The organism is Gordonia sp. L191, assembly GCF_030077625.1.
GTDB classification, from domain to species: domain Bacteria; phylum Actinomycetota; class Actinomycetes; order Mycobacteriales; family Mycobacteriaceae; genus Gordonia; species Gordonia polyisoprenivorans_A.
Genome location: NZ_CP125996.1, coordinates 41,015 through 56,662, shown reverse-complemented (window position 1 = coordinate 56,662; position 15,648 = coordinate 41,015). Strand labels below are relative to the sequence as shown.

The window sequence follows — 15,648 nt, the reverse complement described above, 5'->3', positions numbered from 1 at the left end:
CTCAGAGTTTCTCGGTCGAGGTGCCGTCGGTGACGGCCTTGGACATGGCGTCGAGTTCGGCGGTCATCCACCGCTGGTAGGTGTAGCCGGTGGGCATCGTCTCGTACACGCCGACCACCGGAATGCCGTGCGACTTGGACAGTGCCAGATATTTGCTGGTGGTGTCGTCGGTGACCTGCTGGTTGTAGAGGAAGACCTTGACCTGCTTGCCGCTCAGCAGCGAATCCTGCAGCGTCGAGTCCTGAGGCGACGGGTCGGTGTCGTTCATGATCGCCGCCTGCAGCGTCCAGGGCGTCTTGATGTCGGTGCCTGCCGCCTGCAGCATGTAGTCGGCGACCGGCTCGGTGACGGCAACCGGTGTCGCGGGGTGGGTCTTGGCAAAGCTCGCCAGGGCGGTCAGCCAGGGCTGCAGCGAGGCGGTGAACGCCGCCGCGTTCTTCTCGAACTCGTCCTTGTGGGCGGGTTGCAGCGTGCCGAGATCGTCGGCGATGGCCTTGGCCACCGCCGGCATCGTCTTGGGGTCGTACCACAGGTGCGGATTGGGGGTGGAGTCCGGGAGTCCGAGCACCTGTTGCGCGACAACGACTTTACGCCCGTTGACCGGGGACGCCTGCTCGAGCTTGGACATGAAGTCGTCGTAGCCCAGCCCGTTCTGCACCACCAGCGTCGCGTCGCGGAGTTCCTTGGCCACTGCCGGGCTCGCCTCGTAGGTGTGCGGATCGGTGTTGGGGTCGCTCATGATCGCCGAGACCGACACGTAGTGCCCGCCGACCTGCGAGAGCACGTCGGCGTACTCGTTCTCCGCCGCCACGGCGTGGATCGTCGAGTCGTCGGACCCGCTCGACGAACTCGAACATCCGGCGATACCGATCACCACCGCCGCGGCGGCCACCGCCGACACCGCCATTCTGCTGATGCGCACTTTCGATCCGTCCCGGGCTTCACGCCCTACTGGCAACGACAACCATTAACAGGAGGAGAGTACGACGCGAACCGTCCGGCGGCCACCCCGTCGGGCGATATGCGAAGAAGATCGCCTATCGGGTGATAAGTACCAGATGTGCTGGCGCGCATGTATTTTCGACGACCGTTGGAGACAGTCGATCAGACCTCGAGGGCCAGGTCGTCGAGATCGGCGAGCGTCTTGCCCTGCGCCGTCAACGAGTTATAGGTCCGCAAGCGGACCCGATCGATCTCGGTGTTGCTCACACCGCGTCGCCAGTAGCCGAACACCGCGGTCCGATCCTTTGCCAGGCCGAGGGTGGAGCGGAAATACGCTCGCAGCGACCGCATCTCGTCGCGCTCACCGGCGGCCCAGACGACCAGATCGGTGGGATCGGCGATCCGGGTCGCCGAGCGCACCAACGAGCCGGGTTCGGCGGAGACCTGCTCGATACGGACCTGCGCACCGGACACCAGTTCACCGACCGCCACGTCGTCGTCACTCTGCACGACGGCGATCGCCGACCGCCCCTCGGGCCAGACCCGCAGGATCTCGTAGAGCGCGGGAAGCGCCGAATCATCGGCGAACAGCGCGACCCGCGCACCGCCGTCCGGCGGCAGGAAGTGTGGACGCGGTCCGGTCAGCTCGACGGCATCGCCGACACGAAGCACCGTGCTCCATCGCATCATCAGGCTGTCGGCATCGTGCTGTACCACGTCGAGTGTGATCCGTGCCGCGTCGAGGTCGGCGTCACGCACGGTGTAGACGCGGGAACGGGCCTCGGCGTCGTCGAGGCCGATCCGGACAGCCACATTCGGCCGCGCCCACGTCGAATCCCGAGCCGCTTCACCGATGTCCAGCACCACACGCAGCAGTCCGGCGCTGGGGCGCGTGATGCGCACCACCCGTGCGGTGACGTCGGCGAGCCCACTGCGGTGCTCGTCGCCGCGCAGTGATGTCTCGTCGGGGTCACCCGAACCCGCGGACGGGGTGGCGAACTCGGTGGCCATACGCGCTCCCATCAATTAGTTTATGGGTACTATACAAATTATGGACGAGAAGGCAAGCCTCGGCACCGACGCCCCGGCGCCACCTCGGCGTCGGGGCCGCCCACCGACCCTCGACCGTGCCCGCATCATCGCCACGGGAATCGAGATGACGCTGCCCGCAGTCACTTTCGCCGGATTGGCCAAGCAGCTCGGGGTGACCCAGGCGGCGTTGTACAAACACGTGGACGGCCTCGGCGAACTGCGCACACTCATCGCCGAGCAGATCTTTCTCGACTGGTCGATCCCCGACCCGCACCCGACCCTCCCGATCCACGAGTACCTCCTCGACTTCGCGCTGTCGATACGTCTGCTCGCGCACCACCACCCCGGCATCACCTCGTTTCTCACCCGTCGTACCGACACCACCGCGACGATGGTCGCCAAGATCGGCGCGCACCACCATCGCGTCGCCGCGGTGTACGACCTGGACCCGGCAACCGCGCGGACCCTGCTCTCCGGCATCGCGTTTGCCGCTGTCGCACTGGCCGATACCGTCTACGCCTCCTACGGGTGGGAGAAACGACCGTCGAGCGCACGCGCCGACCTCCCCGACGACGACATCGAGACCGACCTCCGATGGACCGTCAAGGCCCTCGTTGTGGGGTCGCTGCACGTTGCCGGACTCGACGTGGATCCCGGACCGCGGTGGCGTCGAACGTAGACCTGGCGCGATCTCCGCAAATCACCCCGGACCGGCATCCGCGACGGTGTGCGCTGCGAGTATGCGCGCGCGGCCATATGTGAGCACAATGGATGGTGCAGGCAATCGAGTAGAGCCGCGCCACTCCCCCGACCTCCCTCGGGTTCCGGCGTGCGCTCGGGAAGGACACCCGTGACGACCACCGTCAACGCCTACATCGCCACCGCACCCGACCAGCCGCTGTCGAAGACCACCATCGAACGTCGGGACCTCGCGCCGCGCGACGTTCTCATCGACATCGCCTACGCGGGCATCTGCCACTCCGACATCCACACCGCCCGCAACGAGTGGGGCGGCACCACCTATCCGGTGGTTCCCGGCCACGAGATCACCGGCACCGTCTCAGCGGTCGGTTCCGAGGTCACCCGGCACAAGGTCGGCGACCGCGTCGGCGTCGGCTGTTTCGTCCAGTCCTGTGGCGAGTGCGGCCCCTGCAAGGACGGTGACGAACAGTACTGCGTGAAAGGTGCTGTGGGAACCTACAACTCCACCACCTACGAGGGTGAGTTCACCCACGGCGGCTATTCCCAGCAGGTCGTGGTGACCGAGGACTTCGTGCTGCGGATTCCCGACGGCCTGGAGCTGGACGTGGCAACCCCACTGCTGTGTGCGGGCATCACGCTGTACTCGCCGTTGAAGCACTGGGGCGCCGGACCGGGCAAGAAGGTCGCCATCATCGGCATGGGCGGGCTCGGGCACGTGGGCGTCAAGATCGCCCACGCCCTCGGTGCCGAGGTGACCGTACTCAGCCAGTCGATGCGAAAAGAGGAGGACGGCAAGCGGTTCGGCGCGGATCACTACTACGCGACCAGTGACGAGTCGACCTTCCGCACACTGCGCAACGAGTTCGATCTGATCCTCAACACCGTGTCGGTGAACCTCGACCTCAACCAGTACCTCTCGTTGCTCGCGGTCAACGGCACCCTCGTCGAACTCGGATTGCCCGAGAATCCTCTGCAGTTCAAGGCATTCCCGCTGTTGAACAACCGGCGCTCGCTGGCCGGATCGATGGTCGGCGGCATCGCCCCGACCCAGGAGATGCTCGACTTCTGTGCCGAGCACGGTATCGGCGCCGAGATCGAGACCATCAGCGCCGATGGGATCAACGAGGCCTACGATCGCGTCGTCGACAGCGACGTGCGCTACCGCTTCGTCATCGACGCGGCGACCTTCGCCGACTGATACGGCACACCGCATCGCGGAGAGAACTGCGGGGCACCGGTACATACCGGTGCCCCGCAGTTGTTGTCCGAGACGTTCGTGCTCGATATGCCGACGTCAGAGCACTTTGTCGATATCGTCGGTGAGCTTTTCCGGCTTGACCGTCGGCGCGAACCGCGCGACCACCGCACCCGACTTGTCGACGAGGAACTTGGTGAAGTTCCACTTGACCCGGCTGCCCAGAATTCCCGACTTCTGTTGACGCAGCCACTGATACAGCGGATGGGCGTCGTCGCCGTTGACGTCGACCTTGGCGAACATCGGGAAGGTCACGTCGTAGGTCAACGAGCAGAAGTTCTTGATCTCGTCCTCGTCACCGGGCTCCTGATGGGCGAACTGATCGCACGGGAATCCGAGGACCACCAGCCCCTGGTCGGCGTACTCGCGGTGCAGCTTCTCCAAACCCTGATACTGGGGTGTGAATCCGCATTTGGAGGCGGTGTTCACGATGAGCAGCGGATGGCCACGATAGGTGCTCAGATCGACGGGATTGCCGTCGATGTCGGTGGCGGTGAAGTCGTAGGCAGTGGTCACGAGATCCCCCGGGGTCGTATGTCGGTGACGTCACATCGAGCCTACGCCCGCCCGTTCATACGGTGACGGCGGTGACGCCACCGTTTGTCGGTGACGCCACCGCCATCGATTCCCCATCGGGGATGCGGGATCCGGGTGTCAGCGCGAACCGGGCGTGCGCTGCTCACCGGGGATCGGCTCCGCCTGGGTGTCGGGACCGTCATCGTGGGGCGTGTACGGATACTCCTCGACACCGGAGTCGTCGGTGACCTCGACGGTCTGTTCCACCCAGTCGGCCTCGTCGGCCTTCGGAATCGGTTCGTGCGCGGGCATGTTCATCACAACCTCCTGCGTGGTCATCGGTTCCCGGCCGGCCATGGGCTGCCTCGGTCCGCGCGGAGTCTCAGCCCGGGGTTCCGGCCGCGATCGCGTGCGGATCGCTCTTGGTCTCGACGGCGATCTTGCGCGGCTTGGCCTCCTCGGCGAGCGGGATGCTCACATGCAGCACACCGTTGTCGTAGGTCGCCGAGATGCGGGCCGGGTCGATGCCGTCGCCCAGGGTGATCTGGCGGCGATAGCTCCCCGAGAACCGCTCACTGGCCAGCCATTGCACTCCGTCGTCCGACGGGGCGCTGCGCTGCGCCGAGAGGGTCAGCACACCGTTGTCCACGTTGACGTCGATCGATCCGGGATCGGCGCCGGGCATGTCGGCGATCAGCATGTAGTGATCGCCGACCTTGTACAGATCGAGCGGCATGAACCGCGGGGCGCGCTGACTGCCGGCCATCGAGCCGGTCATCAATCCCCGAGCAAGCGCGTCGACATCACTGAACGGATCAAAACGAAGCACAGCACTCACCTCCTGAAGACCAGGCTGCCTGCCACCCTTTGACAGGCAGCTCTCACGCTGTACGAGTCCCACTATAACCCCGCCGAACGCACTCGTCTAGCACTCGAAGCAAAAGAGTGCTAATAGTCTTCGTCGATCGTCTCACGGCGAAAAGACAAGGAGGACAGCATGACCGACCGTGAACACGATGCGCCCACCCGCACCGACGTGGTGTGGCCCGACCCGTCCCCACTGTCGAGCTGGTGGTCGGCGGTGATGGCGACGCCGGTGCGCGGCGATCACCGCAGCGAGTCGACGAAGACCGCCGCGATGGCCTCCAGTCCGCGCTGATCGTCGGCGGTGAAGCGCTCCGGCACCGGGCTGTCGAGGTCGAAGACGCCGATCAACTCGTCGCCGGCGCCGACGAGGGGCACGACGAGTTCCGAGCGGCTCTGCGCGTCGCAGGCGATGTGGTCGGGAACCGCATGGACATCGGCGACGCGCTGCGTCGTACGGGTGCGTGCCGCTGCGCCGCACACCCCGCGGTCGAGACCGATACGCACGCAAGCGGGCTTGCCCTGGAACGGCCCGACGACCAGCTCGGTGCCGTCGAAGAAGTAGAAGCCGACCCAGTTCAGCTGGGGCAGTGAGTGATACACCAGCGCGGAGAGGTTGGCCGCGTTGGCGATGCGGTCGTGCTCGCCGGCAACGAGGCCCGCCGCGGCCTCGGCGAGCTCGGAATAGGTGCCGGTCTGTGCGGTCGCGATGTCGAGGCTCATCACTCCATCATGGACTCTGTGGCCTCATTCGTCGGTCATGCATCGAAAACCCGGCTCCGCTGGGTACTTCCGACCACCCGCCACCGTCCGCACCGGACACAGCGCTCGTAAGTCGTGTGACCATCGGCTACGAGGTGGCGCGATACGCGGACCCACTCGTGTACACATTCGTAGGCATCCATGCCCACCACTGTGATGTAATGGCTTTATGCATTTCAACCATGACGGTCGAAGCGCAGTGCAACTCGGCGTGAGCTTGGCCAACCAGTGGCCGACCGATCTCGCTTCGTTGGTAATGCGTTGTGTCGACGCAGGGTTCGTCTTCGATACCGGACAGCCCACATCACGAGACCATTCGTTCACCGCCGAATTCATCGCCGAATGGACGGACGTTGCTGCCGCGTCCGACCCCGTGTCACGCTCGACGCGTCTCAACGCACTTCTCGCCACACATGCGTCGGCCCCTCGCCTGACCGATCACGCCGCGTCGGGGTGGCACCTCCACTTTCGCGACGACAACATCTCTGCGGGCCGGTCGCTTGCAACACTGATCTCGGTGGGCACCGCGGTCCATCTGGCCGCGCGCGGTATCGACCGCATTGGAATCTGTGCGGCTCACAACTGCGACCGGGTGTACGCCGACGTGTCGCGCAACGGTCGTCAGCGCTACTGCTCCCCTGTGTGCGGCAATCGGATGGCGGCCAGGCGACACCGCGAGGCCACGCGGGGGTGACGGTCGCGAAGCGATCGACTCGCGACCGGTGTCAGCGAGTGGTCGCGGTCATCGATTCGATACGGTGCGGTCGCCGCCGCCCACCCCGTTCTGCGGTAGTGTTCGCGGCAACTTGCCATGATTGTCTTCTTCGCCGCATTCCTCGCGCTCATCACCTTCTGGCTGCATCGTCGCCTCGTGCGGGCCACAGCCCTGCCGCGCCCCTGGTCGGTGATCGCCGACGCCCTGCTCGTCGCGTTCTGGGCGTTGGCCGTCGTCGGTATCGCCACCGGGCGCGGACTGAATCCCTCGACGTTTCGTCCCCTGGCCTGGCTCGGGCTGACCTGGCTGGCGACGGTGTTGTACCTGGTGCTCGGGTTGGCGGTGGTCGGTATCGGCGCGTTCATCTGGCGGCTGGTCCTCCGGCGGTCACCGAACGAGCTCGCCGGGCCGAGACGCCGACGACGCCTGCAGGCGATCCGCGCGGCGACCGGGGCCGTGGCCGTCACGGCCGTCGCACTCACCGCGTACGGGGTGGTCGAGGCGGCCGATCCGCGGGTCACCCACACCGAGATCCGGCTCGCCGACCTGCCCGAATCCTTCGACGGCACGCGGGTGGCGCTCATCTCCGATCTGCACGTCGGACCGGCCCGCGACGCCGACTTCACCCGGCGCGTCGTCGACCTGGTCAACGCGCAGCGGCCGGACCTGATCGCGATCGCTGGTGACCTCACCGACGGCACGGTCGCCGAACTCTCCGGCGATCTCGCACCGTTGACCGCGCTACGTGCACCACTCGGGGTGTTCGGGGTCAGCGGCAATCACGAGTTCTACAGCGACGACGGCGGACGATGGCTCGACGAGTGGCAGCGGGTGGGCGTGACCACGCTGCGTAACCAGCGCGTCGCCGTCAGCCGGGGCGGGGCAATGATCGACGTGGTCGGCATCCACGACTACAGCGCGCCCGAACCGTACCGGCCCGACCTGGCGGGCGCGCTGGCCGGCAGTGACCCGCAACGCTTTCGCCTGCTGCTCGCCCACGAACCCCGGCAGGCATTGCAGGCCTCGGATCTCGGTGTGGATCTGCAACTCTCGGGTCACACCCATGGCGGTCAGATCTGGCCCATCCGCTATCTGGTGCCGCTGCAGCAGCCGTCGGTCGAGGGCCTCGACCGGGTCGGCGAGACGACGCTGTACACGACGCGCGGCGCCGGCGCCTGGGGCCCACCGGTGCGGGTCGGTGCGCCACCCGAGGTGGCGATCCTCACGCTACGACGCGGGTGACTCCTCGACCGTGATCAACGAATCCCGGTTCGCACGAGCCAGATTGGAGTGCGTGCGGCCGTAGAAGAAGTAGATACCCAAACCGATCACCAGCCAGACCACGAACCGTATCCAGGTCTCGATCGCAAGGTTCACCATCAGCCCCGCGCAGCAGATCGCCGAGATGATCGGCAGCACCGGCGACCACGGAACCCGGAAGGGACGCTTCATCTCCGGCTGGGTTCGACGCAGGACTGGGACGGCGATGGACACGACCAGGAATGCGAAAAGCGTACCGATGGAGACCATCTCGGCAAGCGCGGAGAGCGGGACAAAGGCACCGAGGAGCACGACGACCGCGGTGGTCAGCATCGTGATGCGGTACGGCGTCTGCCATTTCGGATGGATCTTGCCCGCCGAATGCGGCACCAGGCCGTCGCGCGCGAGCGCGAATCCGATCCGCGACATACCGACGATGTCGACGAGGATCACCGACGTCAGGCCGGCGACCGCGGCGATACCGACGAGCACGCCGGCCCAGCTCAAGCCCACCTGATTGAACGCATCCGAGAGTGGCGCGCCCTCACTGAGGTCGGTGTAGTGCACCATGCCGACCACGACGAAACACACACCCACGTAGAGCACCGTGCAGATGAGCAGGGTGCCGAGTAGTCCGCGGGTCATGGCGCGGGCCGGATTCTTGGTCTCCTCCCCGAGATTCGCGACGATCTCGAATCCGCTGTAGGAGAAGAACACGACCGCCGAGGCGAACAACACCCCGGCCACACCGAACGCTGTCGCCTCGACGCCGGTGGCCCACTGCCACAACGGTTGTCTCAACCCGCCGTCGCCGCCGGTCGGCTGTGCAGGCGGAATGAACGGGGTGTAGTTGGCGGCCTTGATGAAGAACAACCCGGCGATGATGATGAACACGCAGATGCTCACCTTGAGATACACCAAAGCGTTGGTGAGCCAACCGGATTCCTTGATGCCGATGGTGGCGACCACGCCGAGCACCAGGGCGATCGCCACCGCTCCGAGGTTGACCGTCGAGCTCTCGCCGAAGAAGGTCGTCGGCAGATTGAACACATCCTGCAGATATCCGGACCAGCCGCGCGAGACCACCGCCGCGCCGAGGGCGAACTCCAGGATGAGGTCCCAGCCGATGATCCAGGCGATGATCTCGCCGAGCGTGGTGTAGGCGTAGGTGTAGGACGATCCCGCGGTCGGTACCGCCGAGGCCAGCTCGGCGTAACAGAATGCGGCGAACAACGCGATCACACCGGCCACGACGAACGAGATCATGATCGCGGGACCGGCGTTGTTCTTGGCCTGCACGCCGGTGAGGGTGAAGATGCCGGTGCCGATGACCATTCCGACGCCGAACCCGATGAGGTCACGGGTCCGCAGCGCCTGCTTGAGTCGCCCGCCCTCGAGCTGATGCCCCTCGTCGTTCTGGTGGATGACGGTATCGACCGACTTCTTCCGGAAGATCCCCCGGCTCTGCGTCCTTGGTCTCTCGGTCGACGGTCTCTCGGTCATCGCTCGACGGTAACCCGCCGCCGGGGTTGGCGTCACCGAACACGCCGTGGGCGACGCATCGCACCACAGGAATCCGACATCGTCCGACTCACGCACTCGGGGTTGACCCCGACAACGATTCCGGGGTGCGATCCCGGGGTTCGACCGGATGTGTCACGGTGGGCATCGGCCGAGGATGAGTGCATGACAGCACGCGCGTCCACCGCTCTGGGTATCGCCGCCGTCCTCGGTCTCGTTCACGCCGGGGTCAGCATCTACTGGGGCCTGGGTGGAGACACACTGCTGAGCACCGTCGGGCAGACTGCGGACAGATTCTCCGAGCATCAATTCGCCGACGGCCGTTGGTTATTGGTCCTCATCGGGTTGACCAAGGCGATACTGGCCGTGGCACCGGCACTGACGGCTCGACGATCAGGCGCCGGCCTGCTTCGGCCCGGCTACTGGCTGGGCGCCACGGCGCTGATCGCCTGGGGCGCCATCAACACCACCACGGCGGGGCTGCTGCTCCTCGGAGCGCTACCGCGGCTCGAGCCGTTCGACAGTGCGGCGGCGGTAGGCCACGCATTGCTCTGGGACCCACTGTTTCTCGCGTGGGGTGTGGCGTTGGCCGTCGGAATGTGGCTCACCGCACCGGCAGTGGCCGACCTACGGCGGCTTTCGTCACGCGGTGGTGGCGAGCCGACCGAATCCGCTGCGGTGGAAGATGAGCGGGCTGCCGGTCTCGGGGTGGTCGACGCCGTGCAACTCGAGCAGGACGATGATGTGGTCACCGGCCTCGACCTCGCGGTACACGGTGCAATCGAATTGCGCGAGACCGTCATCGAGGGTGACGGCCCCCTCATCGGACGCGTTGAGGAGCACGCCGTCGAATCGCTGGGCCACCGGACCGGCGAGCTGCCGGCAGAGGACGTCCTGATGGTCGGCGAGCACGGTGACCCCGAGATGATCGGCGCGACGCAGATCCGGCCAGGTCTTCGAGGTGTTCGCGATCGACACCGACACCAGCGGCGGATCGAGGCTGACGCTGGTGAACGAGCTTGCGGCCAGACCGATCACCGCTCCGTCGACCTCCGCGGCCACCGCGACGACGCCGGTGGGAAAGATCCCGAACGCCTTGCGAAGTCGGGCGGCGTCGAGGTCCTGGTTGGTTCGGAACCCGCTCACGCGTGCACCTCCAGCAATCGGGATACGACCGGTGCGGTTGCCGCCAACCAGTCGGCGTACGCCTCCGGATCGTCATGGCGGGAATCGACGACATAGAGCCCGCGACCGGGGACGGTCCCGCCGATCTCGGTCAACACCGGCCGCAGGGTCAGCTCGGGCGCAAGCGAGTGCGCGGGCGAACCACCGAGCATGAGGGGAATCGCGATACCGGAAAGCCCTGTGCCACCGGCGAACCGATCGAGGAACAGTTTGAGGAGTCCGGTGTAGGCGGCCTTGTAGGTCGGGCTGGCGAACACGACGAGATCGGCGGCGCCGACCTGCGTCACCAGCTCGCCGATCCCCGGGTCGGACCAGTCGAGAATCGCTGTACCGAGGGTCGCGAGGTCGACGACGAGATCGGGTGCGCCACCGGTCAGTTGGGTGGCCACATACGTCGCGGCATCCAGGGTTCGACTGGCCGGCTTGGGATTTCCGACGACGATGGCCGTCGTCACGAGGCCGACACCGCTTTGACCGGCGCACCGAAGGGGACTGCGGCGCGGGCGGCGCGCGGCGGCGCCGGATGCTCCCACAGTCCACGACGGGTCAGCTCCGGCAGCACGCCCTCGCCGAACCAGTACGCCTCCTCGAGGTGCGGATACCCCGACAACACGAACTCGTCGATACCCACGTCGTGGTAGGCCTCGATGAGGTCGGCGATCTCGGTGTAGGAACCGACCATCGCGGTCCCAGCCCCACCGCGCACCAGGCCGATACCGGCCCACAGATTCGGGTAGATCTCCAGGCCGTCCTTGGAACCCTTGTTGAGCGCGAGCATCCGCTGCTGACCTTCCGACGCCGAGCGCTTCAGGCCGGCCTGGATGCGGGCGATGTCCTCGGCGGAGATGTTCTCCAGCAACCGATCCGCCTCGGCCCACGCCTCTTCCGAGGTCGCGCGGGCGATGGTGTGCAACCGGATGCCGTAGGTCAGTTCCCGCCCCTGCTCGGCGGCCGCCCGACGAACGCGCGCGATCTTCTCGGCCACCGCCTCGGGCGGTTCACCCCAGGTGAGGTAGACGTCGGCGTGCTTGGCGGCCACGGCGATTCCGGCCGCCGACGAGCCACCGAAGTAGATCTCGGGAAGCGGGTCCGGGATCTGGTGCAGGGTCGCGTTCTCCACCGAGAGGTACTTGCCCTCGAAGGTCAGCGTCTCCCCGGTCCACAGGCGACGGACGATCTCGAGGAACTCGTCGGCGCGGGCGTAGCGCTCCTCCTTGGTGCTGAAGTCACCGAACATGGCCTGCTCGGCATCCTCACCACCGGTCACCACATTCAGCAGCAGGCGTCCGCCGGACAGATTCTGGAAGGTCCCGGCCATCTGCGCGGAGAGGAACGGAGCGGTGACACCGGGCCGGAAGGCCACCAAGAACTTCAGCCGCTCGGAGACGCTGCTGAGCATGGCCGTCGACACCCATGCGTCCTCGCACCAGGCCCCGGTCGGGGTGAGCGCCGCCTCGAAGCCGAGTTGTTCGGCACTGCGCGCGATCTGTCCGAGGTAGGGCACCGACGCCGGTCGCGACGAGGCCTGCGCCGCCACCCCGTGGCCGCCGCCGACCACCGTCCGACCGTCGCCGCCGTTGGTGGGGAGAAACCAATGAAACTTCACGCCTGATCAATCCACTTCCGAATCGGGGATACCGTGCACAACCACACCATTGCACCCGACCCGTGCGGCTCACCCAAGAGTTTTCCGCGCGGTGAGTCAATCCCCGCGGCCCCGCCATTCCAGCGTCGGCTTGCCGAGGTCTCGAGACGCTTCGTGCTCGCTGCGCTCGCGCGAGGCTCCTCGACCACCGGAAAGAAGAACCACCCCACCCGGCGGTCGGCCCAACCCGTGCGACGAACGCTCCCATCCCCGTGGTCGAGGTGCACGCCCAGCCGACGTGCGACGCACCCATTCCCGGTGGTCGAGGTGCGCAGGAGCGCTAGCGACGGAGCCTCGAGACCTCTTGCGCCGGTGCTGGTTTCGGGTTTCAGCGTCGGCGTTCAGGGGTCTCGAGACGCTTCGTGCTCGCTGCGCTCGCGCGAGGCTCCTCGACCACCGAAGAAGGACCACCGGGGAAGGACCACCAGGGGCCGGGGAGCCCCGCTCAGTCGTCGGAGGTGATCAGTTCGTGGATGAACTCCATCTTCTCCAGGACCTTCGGCGGCAGCACGAAGGGATAGAGGTCCTGATGGCCCATCGAGCGGTTGATCTGGTTGAGCGCCCAGGTCAGCGGCAACCACCATTCGATGATGCGATCGAAGCCCACCTGACCGGGGAGGTCGGCGTCGAGAGTGGCGCCGGCCGGGGCCAGGGCGAACGCGGCCGCCGTGTCGAGGGTGTCGCGGATGTGGAGGTAGTGGGCGAAGGTCTCGGCCCAGTCCTCGGCGGGATGCATGGTCGCGTAGGACGAGACGTAGTCGTCCTTCCAGTTCTCCGGCGGCCCGTCGCCGTAGTGGCGATCGAGCGCGGCCTGATAGTCCTCGTCGGGATCGCCGAACAGTTCCTCGTAGCGCCCGCGATTGGGGCCGTCACCGACGAGCACCATCTGATAGAAGTGGCCGATCTCGTGGCGGAAGTGGCCGATGAGGGTGCGGTAGGGCTCGTCCATCGACACCCGCAGCTGTTCGCGGTGGACGTCGTCGCCCTCGGCGAGGTCGAGGGTGACCACACCGTTGGCGTGGCCGGTGATGACCTGTTGGGTGGCGCTGGAGAGCAGGTCGAAGGCCAGGCCGATCTCCGGGTCCTCGTCCTTGCCGAAGATCGGCAGCTGCAGTTCGTCGAGTTCGACGATGACGCGCCGCTTGGCAAGTTCGGCCTCGGCGAATGCGGCCATGGCGTCGGTGTCGGAGTCGTCGGGACGGGTGCGGGTCAGCCGGCACGACTCGCACAGCGCGGGCAATCCCTCCCCGATCTCGACGAGCCAGTTGCACGCGGCGACGCCGCTGTTGGCGCAGCGCCCGATCAGCGCGTCGTCGACCTGCGCCTGCTCCTTGTCGTCGAGGACCTGGATGGTTCGGGAGGGCAGATGGAAGCCCAGCTTGCTCTCGCAGTTCAGACACAGCGAGTTCTCGAAAATCAGCTGCTGGCCGCATTTACGGCAGTGGAAATCGCGCAACGTTGCACTCCTTGGGTGAATTCGAGCTCGTGGATCGCGGGGTCGCGTGGATCTCTGGATTGGCCCGGGTGCGGCCCCCGCACATGCTCGACGCGGACCCGGCCCATCGATCGTTCTGTCGGAACACATGGCCCAATGTGCACATGTGAGTGCCCGACATCACACTACGGAGTGGGGCCCACCGCCGCAGGCAACTCCGGATCGGCAGACCATTGCGACCACGACCCCGGGAACAAGGTGCCCGAGAACCCGGCGATGGCCAGCGCCGCGAGCTCGTGCGCGGCGTTGATTCCCGATCCACAGTAAGCGATGACCTGCGCATTCTCGGTGACTCCGGCTGCGGTGAACCGTTCCCGCAGTTGCTCGGGTGACAGGAACCGTCCGTCGTCGGCGAGATTCCCGGCCGTCGGGACACTGACGGCGCCGGGCACATGTCCGGCGCGGGGATCCATCGGTTCGGTCTCCCCGCGATACCGTTCGCCGGCGCGGGCGTCGAGGATGACCACGTCGTCGCGGCCGTCCCGGATCTCCGAGGACAGTCGCGCGACCTCGTCGAGCGACACGTGCGGGAGGTCGCCGCCGGTCAGGGTGACGGTGCCGGGACGCGCGGCGGTGTCGCCGGCGGAGACACGCATCCCGGCCGAGCGCCAGGCGTCGAGCCCGCCATCGAGCATCCTGACGTCGGTGTGCCCGGCCCAGGTCAGCAACCACCACGCGCGGGCCGCCGCCAGGTTGCCGGTGTCGTCGTAGACCACCACCGGCGATGAGTCGTCCACACCCCAGCGTCGCGCGGCGTCCTGCAGGCGATCCGACGACGGCAGCGGATGGCGCCCGAGTTCGGCCGACGGCGGGTCGGCCAGTTCGGAATCGAGATCGACGTAGACGGCTCCGGGGATGTGGCCCTCCCGATACCGCTCACGCCCATCGGTCCGCCCCAGCGCCCAGCGGACGTCGAGGATCACCGGCGGACGGTTCGAGAGCATCTCCTCGGTCAGTGCGTCGACGTCGATCAAGTTCTGCGCCATGAACATTCACTCCTCGGTCGTCGGGGTGGCAGCCGCCCCCGAGTCGCCGCCGCGGGCCGCGATGACCGCAGGGGCCATGACCGCAGCGAGGTCGGCGGCGACATCGCGGTCGCTCTCGGGTGGCATCGCCACGTAGCTCAGCGCCATGCGCGTGATCGCCCGCGCGATACACACCGCATCGTCGTCGGCGAGCCCGAGCCACGAGGTGGTGAGCATGTCGGTGAGACGCGCGCTTGCGGTCGTGATCAGCGGCGCGGCATCGGTGGTGATCAGCCGCAGCAGATCCGGCTTGGCCTCACCACGCTGCAGCGAGGTGATGAGCGGGTCGGCCGCGGCCTCCGCGAAGAACGCGGCGAATGCATCGTGCAGCGCGCCGTGGATATCGTGTGGGCGCTCGGCGACAGTCGACGCGACGATGCCGGCGAATTCCGTGGCCAAGCGCATCGCATATGCCTGCGCCAGACCGTGGCGGGAACCGAACTCGTTGTACACGGTTTGGCGTCCGACGCCCGATTTCCGGGCGACGTCGGCCATCGTGATCGACGGCCAGTCCTTTTCGACCAGCAGATCCCGCAGACCGTCGAGCAGAGTTGTGCGCAGGAGCGCCCTACTCGCCTCCGCATAGGTCTGTCGGGTGGTCACCTCGACGAGGTTACCGAGTCGGCCCGCGCGCCGATCGCGAGAGTCGAGGTCACACGGGCCGGTACGAATTCCGAGCGGCGGTCTCATCCGCCCCTGTCGATGGTCGAGCCCGACCTAGATTCGACA

General features: G+C 66.8%; 18 protein-coding genes and 1 pseudogene. 6 read left to right on the top strand and 13 right to left on the bottom strand.

The genetic code is table 11. The annotated features are described in order from the left end of the window. Position 1 precedes the first annotated feature (1 nt). Positions 2–922: a metal ABC transporter solute-binding protein, Zn/Mn family gene (locus QNM97_RS00275; protein WP_283821074.1), complete on the bottom strand. Its 921-nt coding sequence runs from the start codon at positions 920–922 to the stop codon at positions 2–4. Positions 923–1,104: 182 nt separating this feature from the next. Beyond that, positions 1,105–1,953, bottom strand: a complete 849-nt coding sequence (locus QNM97_RS00270) for a siderophore-interacting protein (RefSeq protein ID WP_283821073.1) — start codon at positions 1,951–1,953, stop codon at positions 1,105–1,107. Positions 1,954–1,993: 40 nt separating this feature from the next. Here QNM97_RS00270 and QNM97_RS00265 point away from each other — a divergent pair, with 40 nt between their 5' ends. Continuing rightward, the gene (locus QNM97_RS00265; protein ID WP_283821072.1) at positions 1,994–2,653 is read left to right on the top strand and encodes a hypothetical protein; all 660 of its coding nucleotides are present in this window, start codon (positions 1,994–1,996) and stop codon (positions 2,651–2,653) included. A 171-nt stretch (positions 2,654–2,824) separates the two neighbouring features. After that, positions 2,825–3,874: an NAD(P)-dependent alcohol dehydrogenase gene (locus QNM97_RS00260; RefSeq protein ID WP_283821071.1), complete on the top strand. Its 1,050-nt coding sequence runs from the start codon at positions 2,825–2,827 to the stop codon at positions 3,872–3,874. Between the two features lie 96 nt (positions 3,875–3,970). On the opposite strand, the gene QNM97_RS00255 is transcribed toward QNM97_RS00260, so the two are convergent. The 3 genes from QNM97_RS00255 to QNM97_RS00245 form a co-directional block, all read right to left on the bottom strand. After that, a complete protein-coding gene (locus QNM97_RS00255; RefSeq protein WP_006367966.1) occupies positions 3,971–4,447 on the bottom strand; it encodes a glutathione peroxidase in 477 nt (158 codons plus the stop codon). Between the two features lie 138 nt (positions 4,448–4,585). Next, the gene (locus QNM97_RS00250) at positions 4,586–4,765 is read right to left on the bottom strand and encodes a hypothetical protein (RefSeq protein WP_208792868.1); all 180 of its coding nucleotides are present in this window, start codon (positions 4,763–4,765) and stop codon (positions 4,586–4,588) included. 64 nt (positions 4,766–4,829) lie between these two features. Next, positions 4,830–5,276 carry an Hsp20/alpha crystallin family protein gene (locus tag QNM97_RS00245; protein WP_208796344.1) on the bottom strand — a complete coding sequence of 149 codons (447 nt, stop codon included), beginning with the start codon at positions 5,274–5,276 and terminating at the stop codon, positions 4,830–4,832. A gap of 168 nt (positions 5,277–5,444) precedes the next feature. Here QNM97_RS00245 and QNM97_RS00240 point away from each other — a divergent pair, with 168 nt between their 5' ends. After that, positions 5,445–5,606: a hypothetical protein gene (locus tag QNM97_RS00240; protein WP_185091151.1), complete on the top strand. Its 162-nt coding sequence runs from the start codon at positions 5,445–5,447 to the stop codon at positions 5,604–5,606. Here the strand turns inward: QNM97_RS00240 and msrC are convergent. Next, complete coding sequence (gene msrC, locus QNM97_RS00235; protein WP_283821070.1) at positions 5,555–6,034, bottom strand: free L-methionine (R)-S-oxide reductase MsrC; 480 nt, start codon at positions 6,032–6,034, stop codon at positions 5,555–5,557. The two genes, QNM97_RS00240 and msrC, sit on opposite strands and share 52 nt — an antisense overlap. Positions 6,035–6,242: 208 nt before the next feature. Between msrC and QNM97_RS00230 the strand changes: the two genes are divergently transcribed. Together QNM97_RS00230 and QNM97_RS00225 are read left to right on the top strand one after the other, a co-directional pair. Then, positions 6,243–6,767, top strand: a complete 525-nt coding sequence (locus QNM97_RS00230; protein ID WP_283821069.1) for a CGNR zinc finger domain-containing protein — start codon at positions 6,243–6,245, stop codon at positions 6,765–6,767. A 117-nt stretch (positions 6,768–6,884) separates the two neighbouring features. After that, positions 6,885–8,030 carry a metallophosphoesterase gene (locus QNM97_RS00225; protein WP_283821068.1) on the top strand — a complete coding sequence of 382 codons (1,146 nt, stop codon included), beginning with the start codon at positions 6,885–6,887 and terminating at the stop codon, positions 8,028–8,030. On the opposite strand, the gene QNM97_RS00220 is transcribed toward QNM97_RS00225, so the two are convergent. Further along, complete coding sequence (locus QNM97_RS00220; RefSeq protein ID WP_283821067.1) at positions 8,016–9,551, bottom strand: APC family permease; 1,536 nt, start codon at positions 9,549–9,551, stop codon at positions 8,016–8,018. The two genes, QNM97_RS00225 and QNM97_RS00220, sit on opposite strands and share 15 nt — an antisense overlap. On the opposite strand from QNM97_RS00220, the pseudogene QNM97_RS26555 reads away from it, so the two are divergent. Beyond that, a pseudogene (locus QNM97_RS26555) lies at positions 9,450–10,097 on the top strand (hypothetical protein); the annotation flags it as partial. The gene QNM97_RS00220 and the pseudogene QNM97_RS26555 overlap by 102 nt on opposite strands. A 114-nt stretch (positions 10,098–10,211) precedes the next feature. On the opposite strand, the gene QNM97_RS00215 reads toward QNM97_RS26555, so the two are convergent. The 6 genes from QNM97_RS00215 to QNM97_RS00190 form a co-directional block, all read right to left on the bottom strand. Then, entirely contained in the window at positions 10,212–10,715 is a 504-nt protein-coding gene (locus tag QNM97_RS00215) for a flavin reductase family protein (protein WP_006367972.1), read from the bottom strand. Next, positions 10,712–11,209, bottom strand: coding sequence for an NAD(P)H-dependent oxidoreductase (locus QNM97_RS00210; protein ID WP_283821066.1), 498 nt, complete (start codon positions 11,207–11,209; stop codon positions 10,712–10,714). Before QNM97_RS00210 ends, QNM97_RS00215 begins: the two co-directional genes overlap by 4 nt. Beyond that, on the bottom strand, positions 11,206–12,360 hold the full coding sequence (locus QNM97_RS00205) for an LLM class flavin-dependent oxidoreductase (RefSeq protein ID WP_283821065.1): 1,155 nt from the start codon (positions 12,358–12,360) through the stop codon (positions 11,206–11,208). Before QNM97_RS00205 ends, QNM97_RS00210 begins: the two co-directional genes overlap by 4 nt. A gap of 484 nt (positions 12,361–12,844) precedes the next feature. Then, on the bottom strand, positions 12,845–13,855 hold the full coding sequence (locus tag QNM97_RS00200; RefSeq protein ID WP_283821064.1) for a zinc-binding metallopeptidase family protein: 1,011 nt from the start codon (positions 13,853–13,855) through the stop codon (positions 12,845–12,847). Positions 13,856–14,019: 164 nt separating this feature from the next. Next, complete coding sequence (locus QNM97_RS00195; protein ID WP_283821063.1) at positions 14,020–14,886, bottom strand: sulfurtransferase; 867 nt, start codon at positions 14,884–14,886, stop codon at positions 14,020–14,022. Beyond that, positions 14,887–15,522, bottom strand: a complete 636-nt coding sequence (locus tag QNM97_RS00190) for a TetR/AcrR family transcriptional regulator (RefSeq protein WP_283821062.1) — start codon at positions 15,520–15,522, stop codon at positions 14,887–14,889. Positions 15,523–15,648 lie beyond the last annotated feature (126 nt).